A 21651-nucleotide genomic window follows, 5' to 3' on the forward strand; every position below is an offset into this window, starting at 1 on the left:
TTGTGAAACTAACATTGGGTAATGGCAGATTATCAAGTGTGATGGCGGGTTGACCGTCCAAACGGGCCTGCGCAAGTTTGCAGCTGGCATTCTCTGATACGGCTCAAATCCGGCACACGTAACATGGGCCCGTATCGTCCAAAAACGCTTCGTGGCCGATGCGCCTCGGTGCCACCATGCACCAGCACCTGAATGCGGTTGGTGCGTCGATGGGCGAACAGGTAGGCAGGTGGGGCGCGCCGCACCGAGATCGCCACCACACGGGCCAGCGCCGTATCTTCCACCGCCCGCAAGTTCAGCGGCTCGGTGTGGTCCGCTACAGGGCATCGATGCGGATCAATTGAGCAGCCCTCGCATCCACAAGGCGCACTGATCGGCCGCAACCAGAGGCCAGGTCAGCGGCGCGCTGGCGCGTCGCTGCGGCTCAATGCGGATGCCTGGCTCCGGTGCGCGCGGAGGCGGCGATGCGGGCGTGTCGATGGCGTCCGCCACCAAAGCAAAGTCGCCTCGCATCAGAGTCACACCGGCCGCGTGCATGGCGACATGCGGTCCTTCGGCCCAAGATTGGTGACCGCTGTGTGTTTCGCTCTTACGGAACGTTGCCGTGCCCCCTGTCTTCAGATCGATGTCGCGTGCGGTACCCATGACGACCTTACAAGTCTTCGGTTCACCGGGACTCTTTCGCCCCAGTGGGCTGTTCGGCGCTCACCAAGGACTGAAGCACCAGCGCGATCACCCCGCCCACGATGGCCATGTCGGCGATATTGAAAGCCGGCCAGTGCCAGCCGCGTAGGTGGAAGTCGAGGTAGTCGATGACCTGCCCGCGGACGGCGCGGTCGAACGCGTTACCCAGGGCGCCGCCCAGGATGAGGCTGTAGGAAAGACTCTCCAGCCTGCGCAGTGGGCGGGACAGCAGGCACACCAGCCATACGGACACCACGAGGGCGATGGCGAGGAAGAACCATCGCTGCCAGCCAGCCGCGCACCTCGGCTTCATGGCTGCGCAGCGTGTCTTCGTAGCGGGCCTTGGCTTCATCGACCATGGCCAGCTTGGCGGCCAGTTCGCGGTCCTGGCGGTTCTTCAGATCCCATTGAAGGGGGATCGATACGCCGATCGAGACCATGTTGGAGTAAGCCGGGCCGCGCTGGGCGTAGCTGGCCTCGACGCTCCAGTCGGCTCGTTTGTTGGCCTGCGCCAGCCGGGCATCGGTTTCCGCGGTATCGACTTCTGCGCTCACGGCCAGCAGATCAGGGTGTTGCTTGAGGTGCTCGCTTGAAACCGCGCTCTGGAGCGGGGTGGTTTGCCAGGGTGGTGCGCCGGAAAGCGGTCGCTCCGCATCGGGAGCGCCCACCCAGCGGGCCAGCATCAAGCCGGCGTTGCGCGACTGGCGGTCGATCTGGCTGAGCCGGTCCTCCAGCAGAATCACGGCGCTGCGGGCAGCGAACACATCCGCCTGGCTGCCCCGAGCGGCACGAAAGGCGCTGTCGGCTGCCTGCACCTGCAGCCGGGATTCTTCGACCTGTTGCTGAACCAGCTCGCGCATGGCCTGGTTGTAATAGCGGTCCAACCAGGCCAGTGCGGTGTCGCGTTGCAGCTTGGCCAGCGTCAGCTGGCGCTGCGCCTGCACCCGTTGCGCGTCGCGTTCAAAGCGCTCCGAGCGCAACTGGCGTTTTTCGGAGCGGGTGATCTCCTGCATGACGCCAATGCGGCGCATGGTCATGAAGTCGCGCGTCAGGCTGCCGCGGTCTGACCCATTGGCCGGCAGGTTGTCGATGCCGAATTTGAGCACCGGGTCGGGGAGCTGGCCGGCCGCCACAGCCTGTTCTCGGGCAGCGGCGGTCAGCGCACCTTGGGCAACCAATTGCGGGGACCGGTCGACGGCAATGCGCTGCGCCTCGATCAAGGTCAAAGGGTCAACGGCCCACGCCGCAGACGCCATGGCCACCATCAAGGCTGCGGCGGCAGTCCGATGAATCGGAAAGGAAATCAACATCGAACCTCCTGAGCACGGGCAACGACCTGTCGATGCACAGGCAGTGCTTCGACAGGAGCCAGGTGGTCTGGGAGGTCAGAGTCGGAAGCAGCAGTTCCGGATGGCTACAGGGGGCGCGGTGGTGCGCTTCAAATGTGGCGCCTGCAGCGGCGCGCTTCAGAAAACACCGGGATGGCGACCTGCAAACTGAAATTGGCAGGCAAAGTGCCGATGGCCACAGGCGACGGCAACTCATACTTGTCGGCGGACTGTTGCCCAGCTTGGCAGTGTGCATGACACAGGTTCGGCTGCTCGTCGTCCATGGTCAACGGCATGGACTCCGCACAAGGCATGCCGACTTCGGCCATCGCGGCCGCTTCAGCGATCTTTGATTCAGAACCCGGACAGACGTAACCAGCCACCGCCAGCTGCATGAACAGCAGGCTGACCAGTGCGACAAGCACTGTGATCAGGCGGTGGCGACGGTTTCGGGTAAGCGGCCGGCCATCCCACCTTGGCTAGGCATCGGTGTGGGATGCCGCTAGATTGGCTATCGGAGGTTCAGGATGCGCCGGGCACCGCTGAGCACTATCAGCGCAATGACTGCGCCAATCACGAGGTCAGGGTACGAGGAGCCCGTCCAAGCGACCAAAACACCAGCGACTATCACCCCCGCGTTTGCGATCACATCATTCGCAGAAAAAATGTAGCTTGCCGTCATGTGGGCGCCCCGATCCCGCTTCTTGGCGATCAGCACCAGGCAGGTGACGTTGGCGATCAATGCGACCAGCCCGATACTCATCATGAGCATGGACGCCGGCTCACTTCCCACAACTGCCCGCCGAACGACCTCCAAAAGCGCGCCAAGCGCAAGCACGACTTGCAACCAACCAGCGATGTGCGCTGCCTTCATCTTCAAGGCGGCGGCGCGGCCCACCGCATAGAGCGCCAGTCCGTAGACCGCCGCATCGGCGAACATGTCAAGCGAGTCCGCTATGAGACCTGTGGACTGGGCGATCAGGCCAACGATCAACTCAAAGACAAACATCGCACCGTTGATAGCGAGCAGCAGCTTTAAGGTCCGAGCCTCAGAGGCATTCCCCTCTGCGTCTGGGGCCGTAGACTCGTCGCTTTGCACGCTGTCCAACACTTGCGCGCCGAGGTTGAGAGGGATGAGACGGCCCAGCAGCTCTTGCGTACTTCCCCCATGCTGCACGGTGAGTACACGGTCCTTCAGATCGAAGTCCAGTGCCGCAACAGCCGACGCATCGGCCAGCGCCATCCGAATGAGATTCTCCTCCGACGGGCAATCCATCTTCGGCACGGAGAAACGCGTCTTCCACTGCCCGCCTTCGGTGCGCCTCTCGCTTGTCAGCAGAACCGCACCCAAGTTCAGGGGCGTCAGCTTCTGGGCGATCCTGGCGGGCTCGCCCGAGTGCACCACCCGGAGCTGCCGATGGGCCAGATCGAAGGTCATCGGCCCAACCCCGGTCAGACCACCCAGCGCCATGCGAATGAGGTTCTCCTCGGAGGGGCAGTCCATTCCCGGAACTGAAAATGTGCTCTCCACGGAAGCAATGGCGCTTGGGGCCTCGTCGACCGTCTGCGAATTGCAACTGCTCGAGCAGCTACTGCTTTGACATGTACTCATGTCCCGTATTAGAAACCCTCAAGTAGCTGTAGAGTCAAGCGGTAGGTAGGCAAATATGAAAATCGGTGAACTATCGTCATTGGCAGGGTGCTCCGTTCCCGCGGTGCGCTTTTATGAAGCAGAGGGCCTTCTGCAGGCGCCCCTGCGGGCCGCCAACAACTATCGGCAATATGGCCAACAGCATGTCGACAGGTTGGCCTTCATCGTTCGGTGCCGCTCGCTGGACATGTCGCACGACGATATCCGGGCTCTGCTGCAGTTGCAGGACGACCCCGCCATGTCCTGCGACGAGGTCAATGCCTTGCTAGACGATCAAATGCGCTTGGTAGAGCAGCGAATCGCCGAGTTGCAGGCGCTGCGCAAGCAACTGCGTGCCATCCGCAGTACCTGTGCGGGAGGGGTATGCGTTGGCGATTGCGGTGCACTTGAATCGCTGCGCAGCGCCACTGGGGCAAGCTGGCCAACCGTTCGCTGAGCGGAGCCTCAAATAACGACATTCAGCTCGGTGCGAACCAACGATGCGGTAGCAACTCGTGAACCAGGCTAACCCGTTGCGTCGGCAAGCGAGCCAAAACGTCCTTGAGATACGCATAGGGATCATGCCCATTGAGTCGTGCTGACTGGATGAGCGTCATGACGGCTGCTGCCCTCTGACCAGCTCGTAGGCTGCCCGCAAAGAGCCAGTTGTTGCGGCCAATGGCAATCGGCCGAATCTGGTTCTCGATCCAGTTGTTGTCCACGGGGACCCTTTGATTTCAGTGCAAAAAGTGACGGTTCGTTTGCCGAGCAACGGCGCGGGCCCTGCGCGGTAAGTCGTTGATTCCACTGCAGTTGCTGTTCGGTCTGGCCGAGCGTATCTTTAGCTGCCTTTCGACTCTTGAGGAGCGGCGGCGATGCAGGGTTGGCAAACACCTTATCTGGGCCTGCGTGAGCTGCCGCGGGAGATCTCTGCCTTCGAGTTGCAGGCCTTCTTCAGCTTCGGCCCTGCCGAGAAAGAGCTGATCGAGCGGCGCCGGGGCGACCGCCATAAGCTGGGCTTGGCGCTGCACATCGGTTTCTTACGCATGAGCGGGCGCCCATTGAACAGTGTTCGTGCCGTGCCAGTGGCCTTGCTGCGCCACCTGGGCAAACTGCTGGAGATCGAGACACCGGATTTGGCCTCGCTGCGCGCGCTTTACACCCGGGGCCGCACCCTGTTCGACCACCAGCAGCAGGCTTGCGAGGTTCTGGGCTTTGCCTGGATGAGCGAACACCAACGCCGTGCGCTCGTGCGTGTATTGCGCGACGAGGTGGCGCACACCGCCGATCGCGAGCGCCTGCTGCTGTGGGCCCGCCACTGGTTGTATGAACACCGACTGATCATCGTGCACGAGCGCGCCATTCGCAGCATAGTGGCGGCTGCACTCGACGATCTCGAAACCACCGCTGCTGCGTCCGTGCGAACCATGGTGCCGGCCGCCACCCTGAAGCTATGGGCGGCGGCTATAACCGCCAGCCGGCCAGATGGCCAGCACTGTCAGAGCTGGTTGTGGAGCGCGCCTGCCAAGCATTCCACGCGCCAGATTGCTGAAGTGCTCGAGCGCATCACCTTCCTCAAAGGACTGGGCCTGGATCGCCACCTGGGCGAGCTCAATGGCACGCTGGTGCGCCGCTACGCCCGGCGCATGGCCACACGTCCGCCCTCGGTCAGCGAACGCGTCAAGGAGCCAGCACGAACCGTCGAGTTGGCCTGCTTCCTGCGCTACTGCCTGCTGACGACCACGGACCAGTTCATCCTTATGTTCCAGCGCCGCGTCACGGATCTCTGGCGCCAATGCGCTGACGAGGTGGGTACCGCCGTCGACTGGTCACGGCAGTACCAATTGCTATTGCAGGATTTGACGGACCTGGTCGAGGACGAATCTGCTTCGGCTGAACTGCGTACCAAGCTGCGTGAACTGGTTGCCGCCAGGCGCGCGCAGAAGGCTCCGAGCCGAGCGTCGGGCATCCGTCGGCAACTGATCGCCACCATCGTCCCTGTGCGCTCGCTCTTGGTCGCCGTCAGCAGCTTGGCCTGGAAGGCTACGGGTGAACATCCGGCACTGCAAGCACTGGACACCTTGCGCACGCAGTATGCGACCGGTGACAAGAGCCTGCCGAAGGACTTCACGGCGGCAAGGCTGGGGGCGGCATGGCGCCAGGACATCTCCGACACCGACCGCGAGCGGGCATTCCGGGCGCTGGAGGTGTCCACGCTGTTGGCCTTGCGCCGAGCCGTTCGCAATGGCTCGGTCTGGGTCGAGCATTCGCTGAGTTTCCGGGGTCGCGAACGGCTGTTTATTCCGGATGAGCGCTGGAAGACCGAGGCCCGGCGCCACTACGCCAGACTCCAGATGCCAGTCAAAGCGGGCAACTTCCTCGCACCGCTGCTGGAGCGTGTGCGCGCCGGCGTGGATGCCGTGGCTGCGGCCGTGCGCACCGGAACGCTGCGGGTGGATGATGAACTGCACCTGGCGCCACTGGTGGCCGACGACGAAGACCCCGAGGTCACCAAGTTACGCCACCGTCTCGATCAACGCATTGGCGAGGTTCAACTGCCAGAAGTCATCCTGGCGGTGGACGCCCAGGTGCGCTTCAGCTGGGTGATGCTTGGCCGTGAGCCGCGTTCTGGCCAGGAACTGCTAATGGTCTACGCCGGCATCCTGGCCCACGGCACCAGTCTCACGGCGGCCGAGTGCGCGCGCATGATCCCTCAGCTGTCGGCCGCGAGCATCCGCCAGGCCATGCGCTGGGCCAGCGACGAGCGGCGCCTGACGTTGGCCTGCCAGGCGGTGCTGCAGTACATGCAACGCCACGCCATTGCCGCCACTTGGGGCCGAGCCGACCTGGCTTCCTCGGACATGATGAGCCTGGAGACCAGCCGACGGGTATGGCAGGCGCGCCAGGATCCAAGGCGGCAGACGGCCTCCATCGGCATCTACAGCCACGTGCGTGACCGCTGGGGCATCTTCCACGCTCAGCCCATCGTGCTCAACGAACGCCAGGCCGGCGCGGCTATCGAGGGTGTTGTGCGGCAAGAGCGGGTCGAGACGACACAACTGGCCGTGGACACCCACGGCTACACCGACTTCGCCATGACCTTGGCCCGGCTGCTGGGCTTCGATCTGTGCCCCAGGCTCAAGGAGCTCAAGCAGCGGCGTCTGTTCGTGCCGCGCGGCATGAAGGTACCCGAGGAGATCGCTGCCGTCTGTGAGGCCGGCATCGACACCGCGTTGATTGAAGCCCACTGGGACAGTCTGGTCCACCTGGCGGCTTCGGTGTCGAGCGGGCATGCCAGCGCGGTGAGCACCTTGGCCCGGTTCGGCTCGGCCGCCAGAGGCGACCCGATTTACGACGCCGGCGTGCAGGTGGGCAAGCTGCTGCGCACGGCATTCCTGGCCGACTACTTCGTCAACGAGGCCTTCCGACGCGAGTTGCGACGGGTGCTCAACCGCGGCGAGGCAGTCAATGCACTGAAACGGGCGATCTATACCGGCCGCGTCGGCCCAGCGCAAGCCCGGCGCGCCGACGAGATGCAGGCGGTGGCCGATGCGTTGAGCTTGCTGGCCAACATCGTGATGTCCTGGAACACGGCGCAGATGCAGACCGTGCTGGATCGGTGGGCCAACCGGCGCCAGATCGTGCCGCCAGAGCTCATCGGGCGGGTGGCACCTACACGGTTGGAGGGCATCAACCTGCGTGGGGTCTTCCGCTTCCCGGTGGACCGCTATGCAGCCCAGATCCTGCCCTCACAAACGGCCCGCAAAACAAGCGCCTCCGCATGAGATCAACCCCACAAACAGGGCTTCGCAGGCCGAATGAGGGACCAACAGAAAATCATTGCCTGACAAAGACTTACCCTGGGCCAAGGAACCAGACCCGCGCAAATGCTCGCTCTCCGGGCGGATGGGAACCGTCACTTTTTGCACTGAAATCAAAGGGACCCCTGATCGGCCTGTCGGCGCATGCCTTGCTCAACGGGCGCTGGCCGCAGCGGCGGCCGATCACGCCGCCCGGGGCCCCGACCGAAAGGCGGGCGGGCTGATGGACGCGCCGCTTTCGACGCCCACCGGGCACGACCGGCATGGGCGCTATCCCCAGGCCGTCACCGTCGAGGATGTGCAGCGCAACCTGGTCGCGGTGCGTTCGTGCATCGCTGCGGCCAGCCGGCGGGTCGGCCGCGATCCGGCCGGTGTGCGCCTGTTGCCGGTCAGCAAAACCCAGCCGGAGAGCCGCCTGCGCCTTGCGTATGCGGCGGGCTGCCAACTGCTGGGCGAAAACAAGGTCCAGGAAGCGCACCTCAAATGGCAGGCGCTGCAGGACCTGGCCGACCTGCGCTGGTCGGTCATCGGTCACTTGCAGACCAACAAGGCCAAGCTCGTGGCGCGCTTTGCTTCGGAGTTCCAGGCGCTCGACAGCCTGCGGCTGGCCGAAACCCTCGATCGCTGTCTGCAGCGCGAAGGGCGGGCGCTGGACGTGTTCGTGCAGGTCAACACCTCTGGCGAAACCAGCAAATACGGCCTTGCGCCTGAGGCGGTGGCGGCTTTTCTCCAGGCCCTGCCGGCATTCGGGGCCTTGCGTGTGCGCGGGCTGATGACGCTGGCGGTGTTTTCCAGCGACGCCGCGCGTGTGCGCCGGTGCTTTCGGCTGCTGCACGGTCTGCGCGAACGCCTGCGGCAGAGCGCGCCGGCCGGCATCGGGCTCGACGAGCTGTCGATGGGCATGTCGGGCGACTTGGAGATCGCGGTGGAAGAGGGCGCCACCGTCGTGCGGGTTGGCCAGGCCATCTTTGGTGCGCGCGCGTTGCCGGACAGCCATTTCTGGCCCGGAGAAGCCGGCGGCGGTCCGGCGCTGTCTGGAGACACGCTACCTGGCGGGGTTTTTGCATAATGCCGCTCGCCTGGCCCGGCGCGGGGCCAAAGCGTTTCGCCGTTCGATCCGGCATCCCGAAATAGAGGCATCCTCCCCATGCGGCTTGTTCAGGTCCCGATGTCGATAGGCAGCAATTGCCGGCCGCATTTCCAGATCGGCCGCTACATGGGCCAGGCTTTCCCGCACTACCAGCCGCCGCCGTTTTTCTTTGACAAGCTCGGGGCCGGTGACCTGCCCGGGGTGATCAGCCTGGTGGAGCGGGACTTCCGGTTGGCGCGCGAGGACCTCTACGTTTTCGAGGGCGGTGGCCAGTTCGTGCCCCGCGACCGCGCGTCGGGCATGGCCTTCCTGCACGATTTCGGTTGCCCCAACCGCCTCTGGGACGATCGCGACGCTTGCGAGGCGGCGATGCTCAGTGAGTGCGAAGCGTCCCTGGCCAAGTACCAAGGTCTCGCGGAAAACACCCGCCGCGTCCTGGCGGGACCACTGCAGGTGGCGCTGGTGTACCTGGGCACGGCCACGCGCGACGGTTTTCTGGCGCTCAAAAGCGTGCTTCGCGAACGCTACGGCAAGGATTTCCTGATTTTGAACGTGCTGGAACAGAATCTGCGCCATCTGGCCGTGACCGACGGCACCGTGGTGCCGGTTTTCGTCAACGACGCCGAAAGCCCCAAGCGCCACACCCCGCAGGAATGGCAAGGCTGGGACGCTTCGTGGGCCGCGGCCCTGTCGTGCCTGCCGCTGGACGGGGTGCCCTCTTGCCCGTTGGCGGCTTCGGCGGAGCCGGTGACCGCAGACCCTGTGTGAGAATGCCTTCGCCCCGGGAGCCAGAACCCGGCGGCGTTTTCTCGCGAAGGAGACCACCATGGACCGCATCAGGGTCCCGCTTTCGATAGGCCGCGACTGCCGTCCACGGTTCCAGATTGACCGTTTCATGACCGCGCATTTCGCGGGCTACCAGCCGGAATCGTATTTTTTCGATCACCTCATGAAGGGGGGGCTGCCCGGTGTGGCCAACTTCATCGAGAGGGATTTCCAGCTCGGCCCGGACGACGTGGCGCTCGACGAAGTCGGAGGGCAGTTCATCCCGCGCGAACGGGCTTCGGGCATGGCCTTTCTGCACGACTTCGGCTGCATGCACAAGCTGTGGGACGACCGCGCGGCGGGTGAGGCCGCGCTCGCGGCGGCCATGCCGGACTCGCTGGCGAAGTTTGCCCACCTGGGGCAGAAGACCCGCGCCTTGCTCGCGGGCGCCGCCGAGGTGGTGCTGATCTACCTGGGCCCTGGCACCGAAGCCGATTTCCGGCGCCTGCAGCAGGTGCTCGCCACCCGCTACCGCAAGCACTTCCTGCTGGTGAACGTGCTGCAGCAGGGCGAAGATGCCCCCGCGGTGACCGACGGGTCGGTACTCAACCTGTGGGTCAACGACCGCGAAGGCCCCAAGATCGGCACCCCACAGGCCTGGACCGGCAACGACGACTCGTGGGACGCCGCGCTCTCGCGCATTCCGTTCGACCGCATGTCCCGCGCCGCCTTCGCCTGATCGCGCCAGCCCACGGGCAGGCCTTGGGCGGTGTCATACTTCCGGCTCGGCCGCGCCTTTGCGTGGTCTTTTTTGTGCCCCATGCGCCGCCTTCGCCCGTTGCCCTGCGTCCTGTCGACGACCGTGTTGTTCTCTGACCTGGCGGAGCGCCGGTCATGAGCCGGCCTTCAGGGCTTTCCCGGCGGCAGTGGCTGCTCTGGGCGGCGGCGGGGCTGCCGGTCGGCGCCAAGGCGGGTCAGACGCCGGCCGAGCGGCGCTGGAAATCCGATCTCGATGCCTTTGCCGATGCCGACCAGCTCTGGCCCCCGCCAGCGGGGTGCCTGCTGTTCATCGGCAGTTCGACGATCCGCATGTGGAACGGCCTGGAGTGGGCGTTTCCCGCCGTGCCCCAGGTGGTCAAGCGGGGTTTTGGCGGTGGGCGCCTGGCCGACTGTGCCGACCTGGTGCCGCGTCTGGTGCTGCCCTACGAGCCCCGGCAGGTGGTGCTCTATGCGGGCGACAACGACCTGTCCGAAGGCGCCAGTCCGCAGGCGGTGGCCGGGCACTGCGCGCGCTTCGTGCAGCAGACCCGGGCCGGCCTGCCGGGTGTGCCCATCGCCTTTGTGTCGGTCAAGCCCAGCCCCTCCCGTCTGGGCATCCTGCCGGCGGTGCGCGAAACCAATGCGCTGCTTCGCCAGTGGGCAGCACAGACGCCAGGTTTCGAGGTCATCGATGTGTTCACCCCCATGGTGGATGCCGGTGGCCTGCCGCGGCGCGAGCTGTTCCTGCCCGACATGCTGCACCTCAACGCGGCCGGCTACGCGCTGTGGCAGTCGGTCATCTCACCGCACCTGCGCACCTGAGGCCACGCGCCACGGCCGGACCACGCCGCGGTCGCGCCATTCGGCCAGCCAGGCCACCAGCAGCAAAGCCACCAGCGACCCCGCCAGCAGCAGGGCGTCGAGCCAGTACGGGCGCCAGACCTGGGTCGAGCCGAAGGTGGCGAGCGTGAACAGCGCCAGCACCAGGTGCGAGCAGAACACCAGCAGCGAATGCCGCCCCATCAGCTCCAGCGGCCACGGGCGCGGCAGGTGGCGGTGGATCCAGGGCGCCAGGGCGGTCAGTACCACGAACAGGCTGGCGAAGTTCAAGACCCGTGCCGGTCCGAGCGCCCATTTGTCCAGCAGGAAGGCCACGGCCGGCCAGCCGGGAAGGGGCGCCTGGCCGGCGACATGGCGCCAGACCAGCATGCCCAGCGCGTAGGCGGCGGCCGGGCCCAACACCCACCAGGGCCAGCGGGGCAGCGGCGTCTGGCGCATGCCCAGGGCCAGGCCGGCAACCCAGAGCCCTTGCCAGGCGAGGCCGTGGAAGGCTCCCATGTCCTTGTAGGGCACGGGCCACTGGGCGGTGCTGGTCCAGAGGCCGTAGACCCAGCGCCCGAGGCCCCATTGTTCGGCCAGCCAGAGCAGCGCGCTCACCAGCAGCACGGGTTGCCAGCCGAAGCGGGCCGCCAGACCCAGCACCACCGGGCTGAGCAGCATCAGGCCCACGTAGAGCGGCAGGATGTCCAGCAGGGGTGGGTTGTGCAGCAGCAGCATAGCCCCGAGCACCGCGTTTCCCCGGTCGATGAAATAGAACTCCAGCAGCCCGGTGGCGCCCCCTTGCTGGTTGCGCACGCCCAGCCAGGCGATCACGGTGAAGGCCAGGGCGACCAGCGCCATGTGGCACAGATAGAGTTTCCAGGCGCGGGCGAAAAAGGCCGCCTGCATGGCCGCCACGCCTTGGCGCCGCCCCCGCGTGCCGTAGACCCGCCCGGCCATGAAGGCCGACAGGAAGACGAAGCCCTCGGCCGCCGAGACGAAGCCGAACGGCTGCCCCAGGGGCAGCGAGAAGCGGGTCGGCATGTGGGTCAGCGTCATCAGCACGAGCAGGAGGCCACGCAGGGCGTCCAGCTCCCAGAGACGGCGTGCGGCTTGAGGCATCGGCGGTCGCGAAAGGAACCCGCCATGATAGCTGGGGAAAACCCGCAGACGGGCATGCCCGGGATTGCCCCGGGTGGTGCGACCCGCCTCAGGGTTGCTGCAGGCGGGGTTCTCCCAGGTCGATCACCCCCATCAACCGGACGAAGATGGTGGGCGTGGCCCGGCCATCGACCGGCAAGCCCTCGTGCCGCTGGAAGGCCTCGATCCGCTCCGCCAGGGTCTGCCCGCCCGGCAGCTGCCGGGCCTGTTGCCGCCGCTGCAACTGCTGGTTGAGCCAGCGTCCGGCCGCGTCGTTGGCGGCGGCCGTGTAGACGCGGCTGGTCTGTCCAGGCGGCAGGCGCCACAGCGTGGCGTAGCTGCCGGTCCACTCGGCGTTCAGCTGGGCGGTCGTGATCGACCATTGCCGCCCGGATGAGGCGAGCAGAATCTGGTCGCCCTGGATGCCTTCAAGGCGGACCCAGCGGGCGACGTCGCCCTGCCGCAGCAGCAGCAGACCTGGGCGGTTGATGGCCTGGAGATCCTTGAACGCCAGCTTGTTGGCCCGGTAGCACTGCAGGCGCTGAGTCAGCGCATCGTCGCAGGGCTGCGCCAGGGCCAGCTTGGCGCCCCAGCGTTGCCCGAGGGCGACCCAGCCTTCTTCCAACTGGTCCGTGAGGCTGGGCAGCAGCACACCATCCGATGCCGCGCCGGTGTCTGCACGGGTTTCGGTGGCACTGGCGGCAATGCGGCTGGCTCCGGCGACCGGCGGCGGTGGCGCAGGGCGCGGGGTGTCCTCCACCGGAATGGGCAGCGGAGCAGCGGGTGGCGCCGATGCAGAGGCCGATGCCGGGTCGGGCACGGTGGGGGCGGCCAGGGTTTGCACCGTCGGCGGCGGGCGCAGCAAGGCCGTGGCGGCCACCGCCAGAACCACCAGGGCGGCGCCTGCGAACAGCCAGCGCCGCTGACGCACGGCCCACGCGCGCCAGACGGCAGCGGGGCTGGGGGGCCGCGTGCGGCCCGGGTTGGCCGGGGGGAAGCCTGGCGCGGGTGCGTCGTCGAAGGCGCCCGGTGGGCAGGTGTCGGGCCAGGGCAGTTCTGCGGCCGCGGCGGCTTCCTCTTCCAGGTGCAGCTCGCCCACCATGGCCGCTGTCACCGGTTGCAGCGCCGCCTGCTCCAGGGTCTTGCGCAGGGCGGGCTCACCGATCAGCACGATCCGCAGCGGGACCGCGCCGTCGGCGTCCGGGGCATTGAGGGCCACCAGTTGCCGCAGCACGAAGAACGGGGCCTGGTGTGCCTGGGTGACGATCAGCAGCGCCGGGCGCCCTTTGGCGCGGCTCTGGCCCAGCGAACGCCGCAGCAGGTCCTGCATCAGGGCCACAGGATGGTCGCCGGACGACAGCGTCAAGCGAAAGGCCTGGCAGAGCAGTTGCATGAACCGGGTCAGCGTCTGCCGCGGTTGCTGCACCCAGGCGGTGCGCGCCGGGCCGTTGAAACGGTCCCAGAGGCGCTGCGCCAGCGCCTGGGCGGTATCAGGCTGGTCGCTGGTCAGCAGGTACAGGCCTGCGGTGGACTCCACGGCGGCCATGAAGTCCTGGAAATCGTCTCGTTGCTCGGAGGTCAGGCCGGCTTGTTCTGAGTCTTGTCCACCCGCACCCTGCGGGACGGGGGATGATGTGCTGTCCATGAGGAGCCTGGCCGTTTGTCAAGAGGGTGGGCGCAAAGGCTGCGATGTTAGTACCAATGGCTGTGGATAAATCACGAATCAGCGGGTCCGGAGAGGGCTTTTTTTATCAATGCCGCAGGCTGAAGCGCTCCTGGCCCCGGCGGAAGATGGCGGTCTGGCGGCCGATCACCTCCAGCGTCACGCCCGGCGCGACTTCCTGGCCTTCCTGCACCATCTGGCCATTGACGATCAGGGTGCGCGAATGCGGGTTTTCCGACCAGGTGGAGCCGGAGATGCGCAGGCCACTGGCCGACGCGGACACCGGCTCGGGGGCTGGCGCCGCTGCGGCCGGTGGCGGCGCCGGCGCACCGGCGGGTGGTGTGGGGCGTGGGGTGGGCGTGGCCTGATCCGGCGCGCTGGCCGCCGTGGCCGGTGGTGGTTCGGGCTTTTCGGCGGTCGCTGGCGCGGGGTTGAGGATGGGGCGGGGCCGCAGGCTGCCGGCGGCGGTGGCTTTGCTGGCGGCCGGCGTGGCCGGTGGCGTTGTGTCCGGCGCCATCGAGGGCGCAGCGGAACTCCCGGCGACCGCAACGGGTTCCGGAGCCGGTACGGGCGTGTGCGTCGGTGACCAGGCTCGCCAGAGCAGCGCGCCGCCCACCAGCAGGGTGGCGGCTGCGGCCAGCCCGATCCCGCGCCAGCGGCGTGCGGGTCGCTGGCTGGTGAGGGTCACCGGCGACTGGCTGTGCAGACCGGGCACCTGGCCCAGGTCGCGTTCGGCGTCCGCGCGTTTGAGCGCATCAAGAATGTAGGACACGGTGTGCGGACTTTCTCTCAGGCGGGGCCCAGCCGGGGTTCGTCGACGCCGGCGGCCCGGTTGATCTGCATCAGGGTGACGGGGCCGGCCAGGCCATCGGCGGGAATGCCCCGGCGGGTCTGGAAAGCCTGGAGCCGGGCCTGGGGCGTGTCGCCCGCGGTCTCGCCGCGCTGCTGCAGGCGGTCGAGCTGGGCCTCCAGCCAGGGGGCCGCGGGGCCGCGCCAGCCATCGACCAGGCGCCCGGTCTGGCCCGGGGGCAAGCGCCAGAGTGTGGCGTATTCCCCCTGCCACACGGCGGCGAGCGAGGCGGCCGGCACGCGCCAGCGGCGCTCGCCCGCCTGCAGCAGCACATCGTCAGGCGACGCTCCCACCAGCAGCACCCAGGCGGCGGCCTGGCCGGCGGGGCGCAGGGTGAGGATGGCCGGGCGGTCCAGCGCCTGCAGGCCGTGCGTGGTCATGCGCGGGGTCCGGTAGCACTGCAACTGCTGCTGCAGGGCGGCGGCGCAGGGGTTGTCGGCGGGAATGTCTTGCCCCCACTGGCGGGCCAGTGCCTGCCAGGCAGCGTCTTCCGACGGCAGGGCTTCACCGGTCGCGGGCAGGCCGGTCTGAACCGGCTGGGGCACCTGGGCCGCCGCGGTCGGCGCCGCCGGCAGAACGCCGGCATCGGGCGACGTGGCAGCGAATTCGGACCTGGCCGGGGCCGGCTGGGCCCAGGGCTGCCAGAAGGCCAGCACACCGGCTGCACCCAGCGCGGTGCCCGCCAGGCCCCAGGCCAGCGGCCACCAGCGGTCCCGCGCGGCGGAGCGGGGTTCAGCCGCGGCCGGGGCCGGGTCGCCCGTCACCTCGCGCGCGGCGCGTTCGATCACCTCGTCGCCGATCTGGCGCAGGCCGTTGCCATAGGCACCCAGCAGGGCGCGGTCGCACAGCAGGTTGATGCGGCGCGGCACGCCACCGGTCAGCGTGTGGATGCGCCGCAAGGCGGCGGCGGTGAACGGGCCTTCACCCTGCAGGCCGGCCACCTGCAGCCGGTGCTGCACGTAGCGCGCGGTCTCGTCGGCGGTGAGTGCGCCGAGGTGGAAGCGCGCGATCACGCGCTGGGCCAGTTGCTCCAGCTCGGGCCGCGCCAGCAGTTCGCGCAGTTCGGGCTGGCCGATCAGCACGATCTGCAGCAGCTTGCGTTCGCTGGTTTCCAGGTTGGTGAGCAGGCGCAACTGCTCCAGCACGTCGGGGGCGAGGTTCTGTGCCTCGTCGATGATCAGCACGGCCTGCTTGCCGGCCGCGTGGGCCTGCAGCAAAAAGGCGTTGAGCCGGTCCACCGGCGTCTTCACGCCGGGGGCGGGCGAGGCATCGGCGGCGCTGGTGTCGACGCCGAATTCCTCGCACACCGTCTGCAGCAGTTCGTGCACCGTCAGGCGCGGATTGAAGATGTAGGCCACCTGGCAGGTGGCGGGCATCTGTTCGAGGAAAGCGCGGCAGACGGTGGTCTTGCCGGCGCCGATTTCGCCCGTCAGCAGCACGAAGCCGCCACCGCCCTGCACGCCATAGAGCAGGTGCGCAAGCGCTTCGCGGTGGCGCTCGCTCAGATACAGGTAACGGGGGTCCGGCGCAATCGAAAACGGCGTCTGCCGCAGGCCGAAAAAAGAGGCGTACATGGCCCGGAGCATACCGGGCCGACACCGGGGGCACCAGCCAGGCGCTCAGGCGCCGGCCGGTGCGGGTGGCTCCCGGCGCGGTCAGGCCGCCAGGGCCATGGCGGGTTTGGCGGCGCTGCTGCTGGCGCTGGCCTTGGTGGCGGCGGCGCACTCGATGTCGCCCGAGAGCTGGCCGCCTTCTTCGATCACCACCTTGCCGTAACGGATCTTGCCGGTGACCTTGCCGGTGGCGTGGATCACCAGCTTCTGGCGCACGGTGAGGTTGCCTTCGAGCGAGCCGTGGATCTCGGCGATGTCGACCTCGGCCGAGCCCTTGAAGGCGCCCTGTTCGGCGATCTGGATCACGCGCGAATCCATGGTCGCCTCGACCAGACCTTCGACGAACAGCGTGTCGCAGTCGGTGATCTCCACGCCCTTGAGCTTGATGTTCGGCCCGACGGTGAGCTTGCTGCCGTTTTCGCCGGGGGGGGCGACGGGCGCGGAGGCCGACGTGGACGCAGCGGCCACGGCTGCCGAGGCGCTGCTGTCGCTGGTCCGGCTGGTCACGCTCGACGACGTGCTGCTGGTCGAGCCCGCGCCGTAGCGCGACGGATACGGGTTGTTGCCCGTGCTGTTGAGAGGGGTGTTGTCGGACTCGCGTTTGCCGAAGTGCAGTGCCATGAAGCCTCCTGTAAAAACTGAAGCGCTCATGCTAGGGGCCCAGCGGCTTACATTCGGGACGGTACCGTAAGAGCCGTAACGGGATGCACCCGTGTTTGCTTGCGGCTGTTGCGTTCGGTCACGTCCCGGGCCGGCCCAGGGGCTCAGCCGCCCTGGCGGCGGGCCTCCATCTCGCGGATCAGCGCGCGGGCTTCGTCGCCTTCCGGAATCGGCTCGCCGCCATCGCGCCACTGGATCGCCGACTTGAAGCCATGCTCCTGCGCATGGCGGCGGAACCACAGGCCTTCGGGGTTGTGGCGCGTGATGCCGTCGAACACGGTGGCCATCATCTGCGTCTGCTCCAGGCCCATGGTCAGCATCACCTGGTTGACCACCAGCTTGTGCATGGCCAGGTGCGACGACGGCACGCCGGCGATGCGGGTGGCGAGCTTGAGCACCGCGCCGTCCAGCTCGGCCGCCGGCACGGCCTGGTTGGCCAGGCCCCAGTCGGCGGCGGTGCGCCCGTCGATCACGTCGCCCGTGAACATGAGCTGCTTGGCACGCACCGGGCCGAGGCGGAAGGTCCACATCGCCGTGGTGGGGCAGCCCCACACGCGGGTCGGCATGTAGCCGATGCGCGCGTCCTCGGCCATCACCAGCAGGTCGCAGCACAGCGCGATGTCGCTGCCACCGGCCACTGCGGCGCCGTGTACCTGGGCGATGGTGGGCTTGGCGCTCTTCCACAGGCTCATGAAGTGCTCGGTGTTGCGCTTCATGTAGGCGTAGTCGACCATCGGATCCCAGGGGTAGGCCTCCTGCTGGCACGGGTGCTCGATGTGCTGGCTGGCGGTGTCGGCCAGGTCGTAGCCGCCACAGAAACCCTTGCCCGCGCCCTCGACCACGATCACGTGGATGCCCGGCTCGGCGTTCGCCCATTCCACGGCCGCCCGGATCTCGCCCGGCATGGCATCGTTGATGGCGTTCAGCCGCTCGGGGCGGTTGAGCAGCAGCCGGGCGATGCGCGGGTTGCGCGGGTCGGGGCCGATGGTGAGGGTGCTGAAGTCGGGCATGGCGGTTTCCTCGGTGAGGCGGGATGGAACGGCGCCATCCTAGGTGGCGCCCCCGCGTGGCCGCTGCCGCGCAGGCGACGCCTACGGGCATACCCCGATGCCGCTGCGCTACAGTGCCCCGCATGCCCAGCCCTTACTGGGTGCTGGGCGAGCGCCCCGGCACCGCGCTTTTGCCTGCCACCACGCCCTTGCCGCTGACGCAGGTGGGGGCGCTGCTGGCGCGCCTGGGGCAGGGCGATCCGCACGCCGTGGCCGAAGACCTGTTGCGGCTGGTCGGGGCGCATGTGCCTCTGGCGCAGTGCGCCATCTTCGCGTTCGAGGCGGGCCGGCCGGCCCGGGTGGTGGCCGTGGGCGACCGCTCGCGCACGCTCGAACTGCCTCATATCGCCGACACCTATGCCCGCCGCTTTCACCGGCTCGATGGCAGCGCGGCGGTCATGCGCGAAGAGCAGGCCGCGGCCGCGCGCGCCGGCAGCGCGCAGCCGCGCATCCTGCTGCACCGCCAGCAAGGCGCCGACATCAGCCACCCCGAATACCGGCGCCTGTGTTACGAACTGCCGCAGGTGGCCGAGCGCCTGTCGGTGCTGGCGCTGTACGAAGGGCGGCGCTGGTTTTCGGTCAACCTCTACCGCGGGCTGGAGCACGGCCCGTTCGACGAAGCCGGCCTGGCCGTGGTGGAGGCCTTTGCGCCCCTGATCGTGCACACCGTGCGCCTGCACCACACCGGGCTGGCGGTAAACCAGGCGCTGGGCGACCTGCTGCTGGCGCGCCTGGTGCGGCGCTTTCCGGCGCTGACGCAGCGCGACCGCGACGTGGTGGTGGCGCTGATGGACGGCCTTTCGGCGGAGGCGATGGCGCAGCGCCTGGGCCTGACGACCGGCAGCGCCCAGACCTACCGCAAGCGCGTGCTGCGCAAGCTGGGCGTGGGCAGCCAGAAGGCCCTGCTGGCGCTGCTGCTGCAGTCCTGATGTTCCTTTAGGGGAACATGTTCGCGCCGCCTGCCTGCCTACACTGCGCCCACAACCGCACCGTCCACACCACCCACCGGGCACCGCGGCAGGAGACCAGCATGCACCAGCCCCACGCCGAACCCCGGCGTTCCATCTATTACCGCTACCAGGTGTTCGACGCCTGGCTGCCACCGCCGTCGGCGCCCCTGCAGCAGGCCGGGGTGGTGATCGCCGGGGCCGGGCCCATCGGCCTGGTCACCGCGCTGGCGCTGGCGCAGCAGGGCGTGCCTTCGGTGGTGCTGGAGGCCGAGCGCCAGGTGTCCGAAGGCAGCCGCGCCATCGTGTTCACCCGCCGTTCCATGGAAATCCTGCAGCAGGTCGGCGTGGCCGAGCGGGTGGAACGCAACGGCCTGGCCTGGCGCTTCGGCAATTCGGTCTATCGCGGGCAGCGCGTCTTTCGCATGGAAGCGCCGCACAGCGACGACGACCGCTTCTTCCCCATGACCAACCTGCAGCAGCAGTATCTGGAGGAATACCTGGTCGACGCCTGCCGGGCCGAGCCGCTGATCGGGCTGCGCTGGGGCAACCAGGTCACGGGCCTGACGCAGGACGGGCAGGGCGTGCGCATCGAAATCGACACGCCGGCCGGCCCCTACACGCTGGCGGCCGACTGGCTGGTCGCGGCCGATGGCGCGCGCTCGCCGATCCGCACGCAACTCGGTCTGAAGCTCGAAGGCGCTTCTTACGAAGGCCGCTTCGTGATCGCCGACATCCGGGTCGATCTGCCGCTGCCCACCGAGCGCCTGGCGTTTTTCGATCCGCCCTGGAACCCGGGCAACACCATCCTCATGCACCGCGAGCCGCACGGCATCTGGCGGCTCGACTACCAGTTGCCGCCCGGCGAGACGCCAGAACAGGCGCTGCACCCCGACTCGCTTCGGGCCCGCATCGACGCACAGCTGGCCATGATCGGCCACCCCGGCATCGCCTGGGAACTGGACTGGAGTTCGGTCTATTCGGCGCGCGCGCTCACGCTGCCCGACTACGTGCACGGCCGCGTGCTGTTCACCGGCGACGCCGCCCACCTGCTGCCCATCTTCGGCGTGCGCGGCGCCAACACCGGTTTTCAGGACGCCCAGGCGCTGGCCTGGCGCCTGGCGCTGGTGGCGCGCGGCGTGGCGCCGGCCCACCTGCTGGCCAGCTACACGCAGGAGCGCGTGGGCGCGGCGCGCGAAATCATCGACGAAGCCGGCAAGAGCACGCGCTTCATGGCGCCGCCCACGCGCGGTTTCCGTTTGCTGCGCGACGCGGTGCTTTCGCTGTCGCTGAGCCAGCCCTTCGTGAGGCCGCTCTACCACTGGCGCACGTCGCGTCCGCACGAATACACGCATTCGCCGCTCAACAGCGCCGGCGACGACAACGCGCTTTTCACCGCCGGCCCCGCCCACGGCGCTCCGCCGTGCAACGTGCGCCTGGGCCCCGATCAATTCCTGCTCGACCACCTGGGCCACGGCTTCACGCTGCTTTGCGCCACGGCCGCAGCGGCGCTGCCCGAAGCGCTGCAGGCCGAGGTGGCCGCGGCGCGCGAACGCGGCCTGCCGCTGCGCGTGATCGCCGTCGGTGCACCCCAGTCCGTGGCCGGGGCCGATCTGAGCCTGGCCGATGCCGACGGTCACCTGCGCGCGCGCCACGGTCTGCGGGCCGGCGGCGCCTACCTGTTGCGCCCCGACCAGCACGTCTGCGCGCGCTGGATGACGCTGGACGCCCACCGCCTGCGTGCCGCCCTGCAACAGGCCGTGGGCCAGGCCGCCACGCCCACCACCCCGAACCCAGGAGCCTGACCATGCCGTCTTCCCCTGCCGCCACCTTGACCGTGCCCGGTCTCGAACAGGTCTACGACGCGCTGGCCCGCGCCATCGATCAGGCCGGCCCCGACAAGACCGAGCTGTTTCTGGTCAAGCTGGCCCTGCTCAATGCCGACGCGCTGGCCGACCCGAAACGTTTCGATACCCATATCCAGGCCGCTTTGCGGGATTTGTAGCCCCTGCCACGCCAGCAGGCGCCGGTTTTGCCGCATCATGCGCGGCTTTGTCATTTCCCCTGCGATCCCTGCCATGCGTGACCTGGGCTACAACCCCGATGACCTTTCCGTCCAGATCTCCGAGATGCTGGTCGCCACCACCGATACCGCCGACAGCGAGATCGACCAGGCCGTTCCCGAGGTCCTGAAGCTGGTGCGCGACAAGCTGAAGATGGACGTGGTGTTTGTTTCCGAGTTCGCCAACGGCCGGCGTGTTTTCCGCTTTGTGGACACCCCGCCCGATCAACCGGTGATCGCGCCAGGCGGCTCCGACCCGCTGCAGGACGCCTGGTGCCAGCGCGTGGTGGACGGCCGCCTGCCGCAGTACATCCCGGACGCGCAGACGCTGCCGGCCTCGGCCCCCTTGGTCAAAGCGCTGCCATTTCCCATCGGCACCCACCTGAGCGTGCCGATCGTGCTCCAGAGCGGCGAGGTGTACGGCACCCTCTGCGCTTTCAGCTTCAAACCCAAGGAGCCGGCCGAGGCGGACGACCTCAAGGTATTGCGCTACACCGCTCAGCTCGCCGCCAAGAAGATCGACGAGCACCGCGCGCTGGCCCGCCATCGGCCGCCCGAACCCGAACTCAGCCTGGTACCGATCGAGAAGAAAAAAGGCTGGTGAGGACGCGGGGGCGCGGGGCTGGCGCAGCCCCGGCTCACTGGGCAGGGGTGGCCCCCGGTGCGCACATTATTCGCTCGGCATGCGCGAAAAACGGTGCTGGTCGTGCACGGTCGCGGCGGTTTCAATCGGGGAATGCCCCGCAGACGGGCTGACCGCGCCCATCACCG

At 67.9% G+C, this 21651-nt stretch carries 21 protein-coding genes and 1 pseudogene; 10 read left to right on the top strand and 12 right to left on the bottom strand.

The genetic code is table 11. The annotated features are described in order from the left end of the window. Window positions 1-336 precede the first annotated feature (336 nt). The 5 genes from QQK43_RS04485 to QQK43_RS04505 all read right to left on the bottom strand — a co-directional run bounded on the left by QQK43_RS04485 (window position 337) and on the right by QQK43_RS04505 (window position 3624). Window positions 337-645: a hypothetical protein gene (locus tag QQK43_RS04485; protein ID WP_252652033.1), complete on the bottom strand. Its 309-nt coding sequence runs from the start codon at window positions 643-645 to the stop codon at window positions 337-339. Window positions 646-667: 22 nt separating this feature from the next. Beyond that, a complete protein-coding gene (lspA, locus tag QQK43_RS04490) occupies window positions 668-940 on the bottom strand; it encodes a signal peptidase II (RefSeq protein ID WP_252652034.1) in 273 nt (90 codons plus the stop codon). After that, window positions 846-1994 carry a TolC family protein gene (locus tag QQK43_RS04495; RefSeq protein WP_252652035.1) on the bottom strand — a complete coding sequence of 383 codons (1149 nt, stop codon included), beginning with the start codon at window positions 1992-1994 and terminating at the stop codon, window positions 846-848. The genes lspA and QQK43_RS04495 overlap by 95 nt, the downstream gene beginning before the upstream one ends. 128 nt (window positions 1995-2122) lie before the next feature. Next, a complete protein-coding gene (locus QQK43_RS04500; RefSeq protein ID WP_284306840.1) occupies window positions 2123-2437 on the bottom strand; it encodes a hypothetical protein in 315 nt (104 codons plus the stop codon). An 86-nt stretch (window positions 2438-2523) separates the two neighbouring features. Then, the gene (locus QQK43_RS04505) at window positions 2524-3624 is read right to left on the bottom strand and encodes a cation efflux transmembrane domain-containing protein (protein WP_077446928.1); all 1101 of its coding nucleotides are present in this window, start codon (window positions 3622-3624) and stop codon (window positions 2524-2526) included. A gap of 55 nt (window positions 3625-3679) precedes the next feature. On the opposite strand from QQK43_RS04505, the gene cadR reads away from it, so the two are divergent. Beyond that, window positions 3680-4099, top strand: coding sequence for a Cd(II)/Pb(II)-responsive transcriptional regulator (cadR, locus tag QQK43_RS04510; RefSeq protein WP_010791743.1), 420 nt, complete (start codon window positions 3680-3682; stop codon window positions 4097-4099). A 22-nt stretch (window positions 4100-4121) separates the two neighbouring features. Here cadR and QQK43_RS04515 read toward each other — a convergent pair. Further along, window positions 4122-4370: pseudogene (locus tag QQK43_RS04515) on the bottom strand (transposase domain-containing protein); the annotation flags it as partial. A 147-nt stretch (window positions 4371-4517) separates the two neighbouring features. Between QQK43_RS04515 and QQK43_RS04520 the strand changes: the two are divergent. The 5 genes from QQK43_RS04520 to QQK43_RS04540 all read left to right on the top strand — a co-directional run bounded on the left by QQK43_RS04520 (window position 4518) and on the right by QQK43_RS04540 (window position 10899). Further along, window positions 4518-7427, top strand: coding sequence for a Tn3 family transposase (locus QQK43_RS04520; protein WP_284306841.1), 2910 nt, complete (start codon window positions 4518-4520; stop codon window positions 7425-7427). Window positions 7428-7686: 259 nt separating this feature from the next. After that, on the top strand, window positions 7687-8532 hold the full coding sequence (locus QQK43_RS04525) for a YggS family pyridoxal phosphate-dependent enzyme (protein ID WP_284306842.1): 846 nt from the start codon (window positions 7687-7689) through the stop codon (window positions 8530-8532). A 78-nt stretch (window positions 8533-8610) separates the two neighbouring features. Beyond that, window positions 8611-9321 (top strand): hypothetical protein, encoded by a 711-nt coding sequence (locus tag QQK43_RS04530; protein ID WP_234265016.1) that lies wholly within the window; start codon window positions 8611-8613, stop codon window positions 9319-9321. A 127-nt stretch (window positions 9322-9448) separates the two neighbouring features. Next, entirely contained in the window at window positions 9449-10057 is a 609-nt protein-coding gene (locus QQK43_RS04535) for a hypothetical protein (protein ID WP_284306843.1), read from the top strand. Window positions 10058-10212: 155 nt separating this feature from the next. Further along, complete coding sequence (locus tag QQK43_RS04540; RefSeq protein ID WP_284306845.1) at window positions 10213-10899, top strand: SGNH/GDSL hydrolase family protein; 687 nt, start codon at window positions 10213-10215, stop codon at window positions 10897-10899. Here QQK43_RS04540 and opgC read toward each other — a convergent pair. The 6 genes from opgC to QQK43_RS04570 all read right to left on the bottom strand — a co-directional run bounded on the left by opgC (window position 10879) and on the right by QQK43_RS04570 (window position 17832). Continuing rightward, window positions 10879-12018: an OpgC domain-containing protein gene (gene opgC, locus QQK43_RS04545; RefSeq protein ID WP_284306847.1), complete on the bottom strand. Its 1140-nt coding sequence runs from the start codon at window positions 12016-12018 to the stop codon at window positions 10879-10881. The genes QQK43_RS04540 and opgC overlap by 21 nt on opposite strands. A gap of 88 nt (window positions 12019-12106) precedes the next feature. After that, the gene (locus QQK43_RS04550) at window positions 12107-13681 is read right to left on the bottom strand and encodes an ATP-binding protein (RefSeq protein WP_284306848.1); all 1575 of its coding nucleotides are present in this window, start codon (window positions 13679-13681) and stop codon (window positions 12107-12109) included. Window positions 13682-13787: 106 nt separating this feature from the next. After that, window positions 13788-14471, bottom strand: coding sequence for a general secretion pathway protein GspB (locus tag QQK43_RS04555; RefSeq protein WP_284306849.1), 684 nt, complete (start codon window positions 14469-14471; stop codon window positions 13788-13790). A gap of 17 nt (window positions 14472-14488) precedes the next feature. Next, window positions 14489-16123, bottom strand: a complete 1635-nt coding sequence (locus QQK43_RS04560; protein WP_284306850.1) for an AAA family ATPase — start codon at window positions 16121-16123, stop codon at window positions 14489-14491. Window positions 16124-16204: 81 nt separating this feature from the next. After that, entirely contained in the window at window positions 16205-16783 is a 579-nt protein-coding gene (locus QQK43_RS04565) for a bactofilin family protein (RefSeq protein WP_284306851.1), read from the bottom strand. Window positions 16784-16926: 143 nt separating this feature from the next. Next, window positions 16927-17832, bottom strand: coding sequence for a crotonase/enoyl-CoA hydratase family protein (locus tag QQK43_RS04570; protein WP_234265008.1), 906 nt, complete (start codon window positions 17830-17832; stop codon window positions 16927-16929). A gap of 122 nt (window positions 17833-17954) precedes the next feature. Here QQK43_RS04570 and QQK43_RS04575 point away from each other — a divergent pair, with 122 nt between their 5' ends. The 4 genes from QQK43_RS04575 to QQK43_RS04590 all read left to right on the top strand — a co-directional run bounded on the left by QQK43_RS04575 (window position 17955) and on the right by QQK43_RS04590 (window position 21484). Then, complete coding sequence (locus QQK43_RS04575) at window positions 17955-18800, top strand: helix-turn-helix transcriptional regulator (protein ID WP_284306852.1); 846 nt, start codon at window positions 17955-17957, stop codon at window positions 18798-18800. A gap of 101 nt (window positions 18801-18901) precedes the next feature. Continuing rightward, a complete protein-coding gene (locus tag QQK43_RS04580; RefSeq protein ID WP_284306853.1) occupies window positions 18902-20623 on the top strand; it encodes an FAD-dependent monooxygenase in 1722 nt (573 codons plus the stop codon). A gap of 2 nt (window positions 20624-20625) precedes the next feature. Then, window positions 20626-20823, top strand: a complete 198-nt coding sequence (locus tag QQK43_RS04585; RefSeq protein ID WP_284306854.1) for a DUF2783 domain-containing protein — start codon at window positions 20626-20628, stop codon at window positions 20821-20823. Window positions 20824-20896: 73 nt separating this feature from the next. Next, window positions 20897-21484, top strand: a complete 588-nt coding sequence (locus QQK43_RS04590; protein ID WP_284306856.1) for a GAF domain-containing protein — start codon at window positions 20897-20899, stop codon at window positions 21482-21484. The last annotated feature ends 167 nt before the right edge of the window (window positions 21485-21651 follow it).

This window comes from Hydrogenophaga electricum (assembly GCF_030160815.1).
GTDB lineage: Bacteria > Pseudomonadota > Gammaproteobacteria > Burkholderiales > Burkholderiaceae_C > Hydrogenophaga > Hydrogenophaga electricum.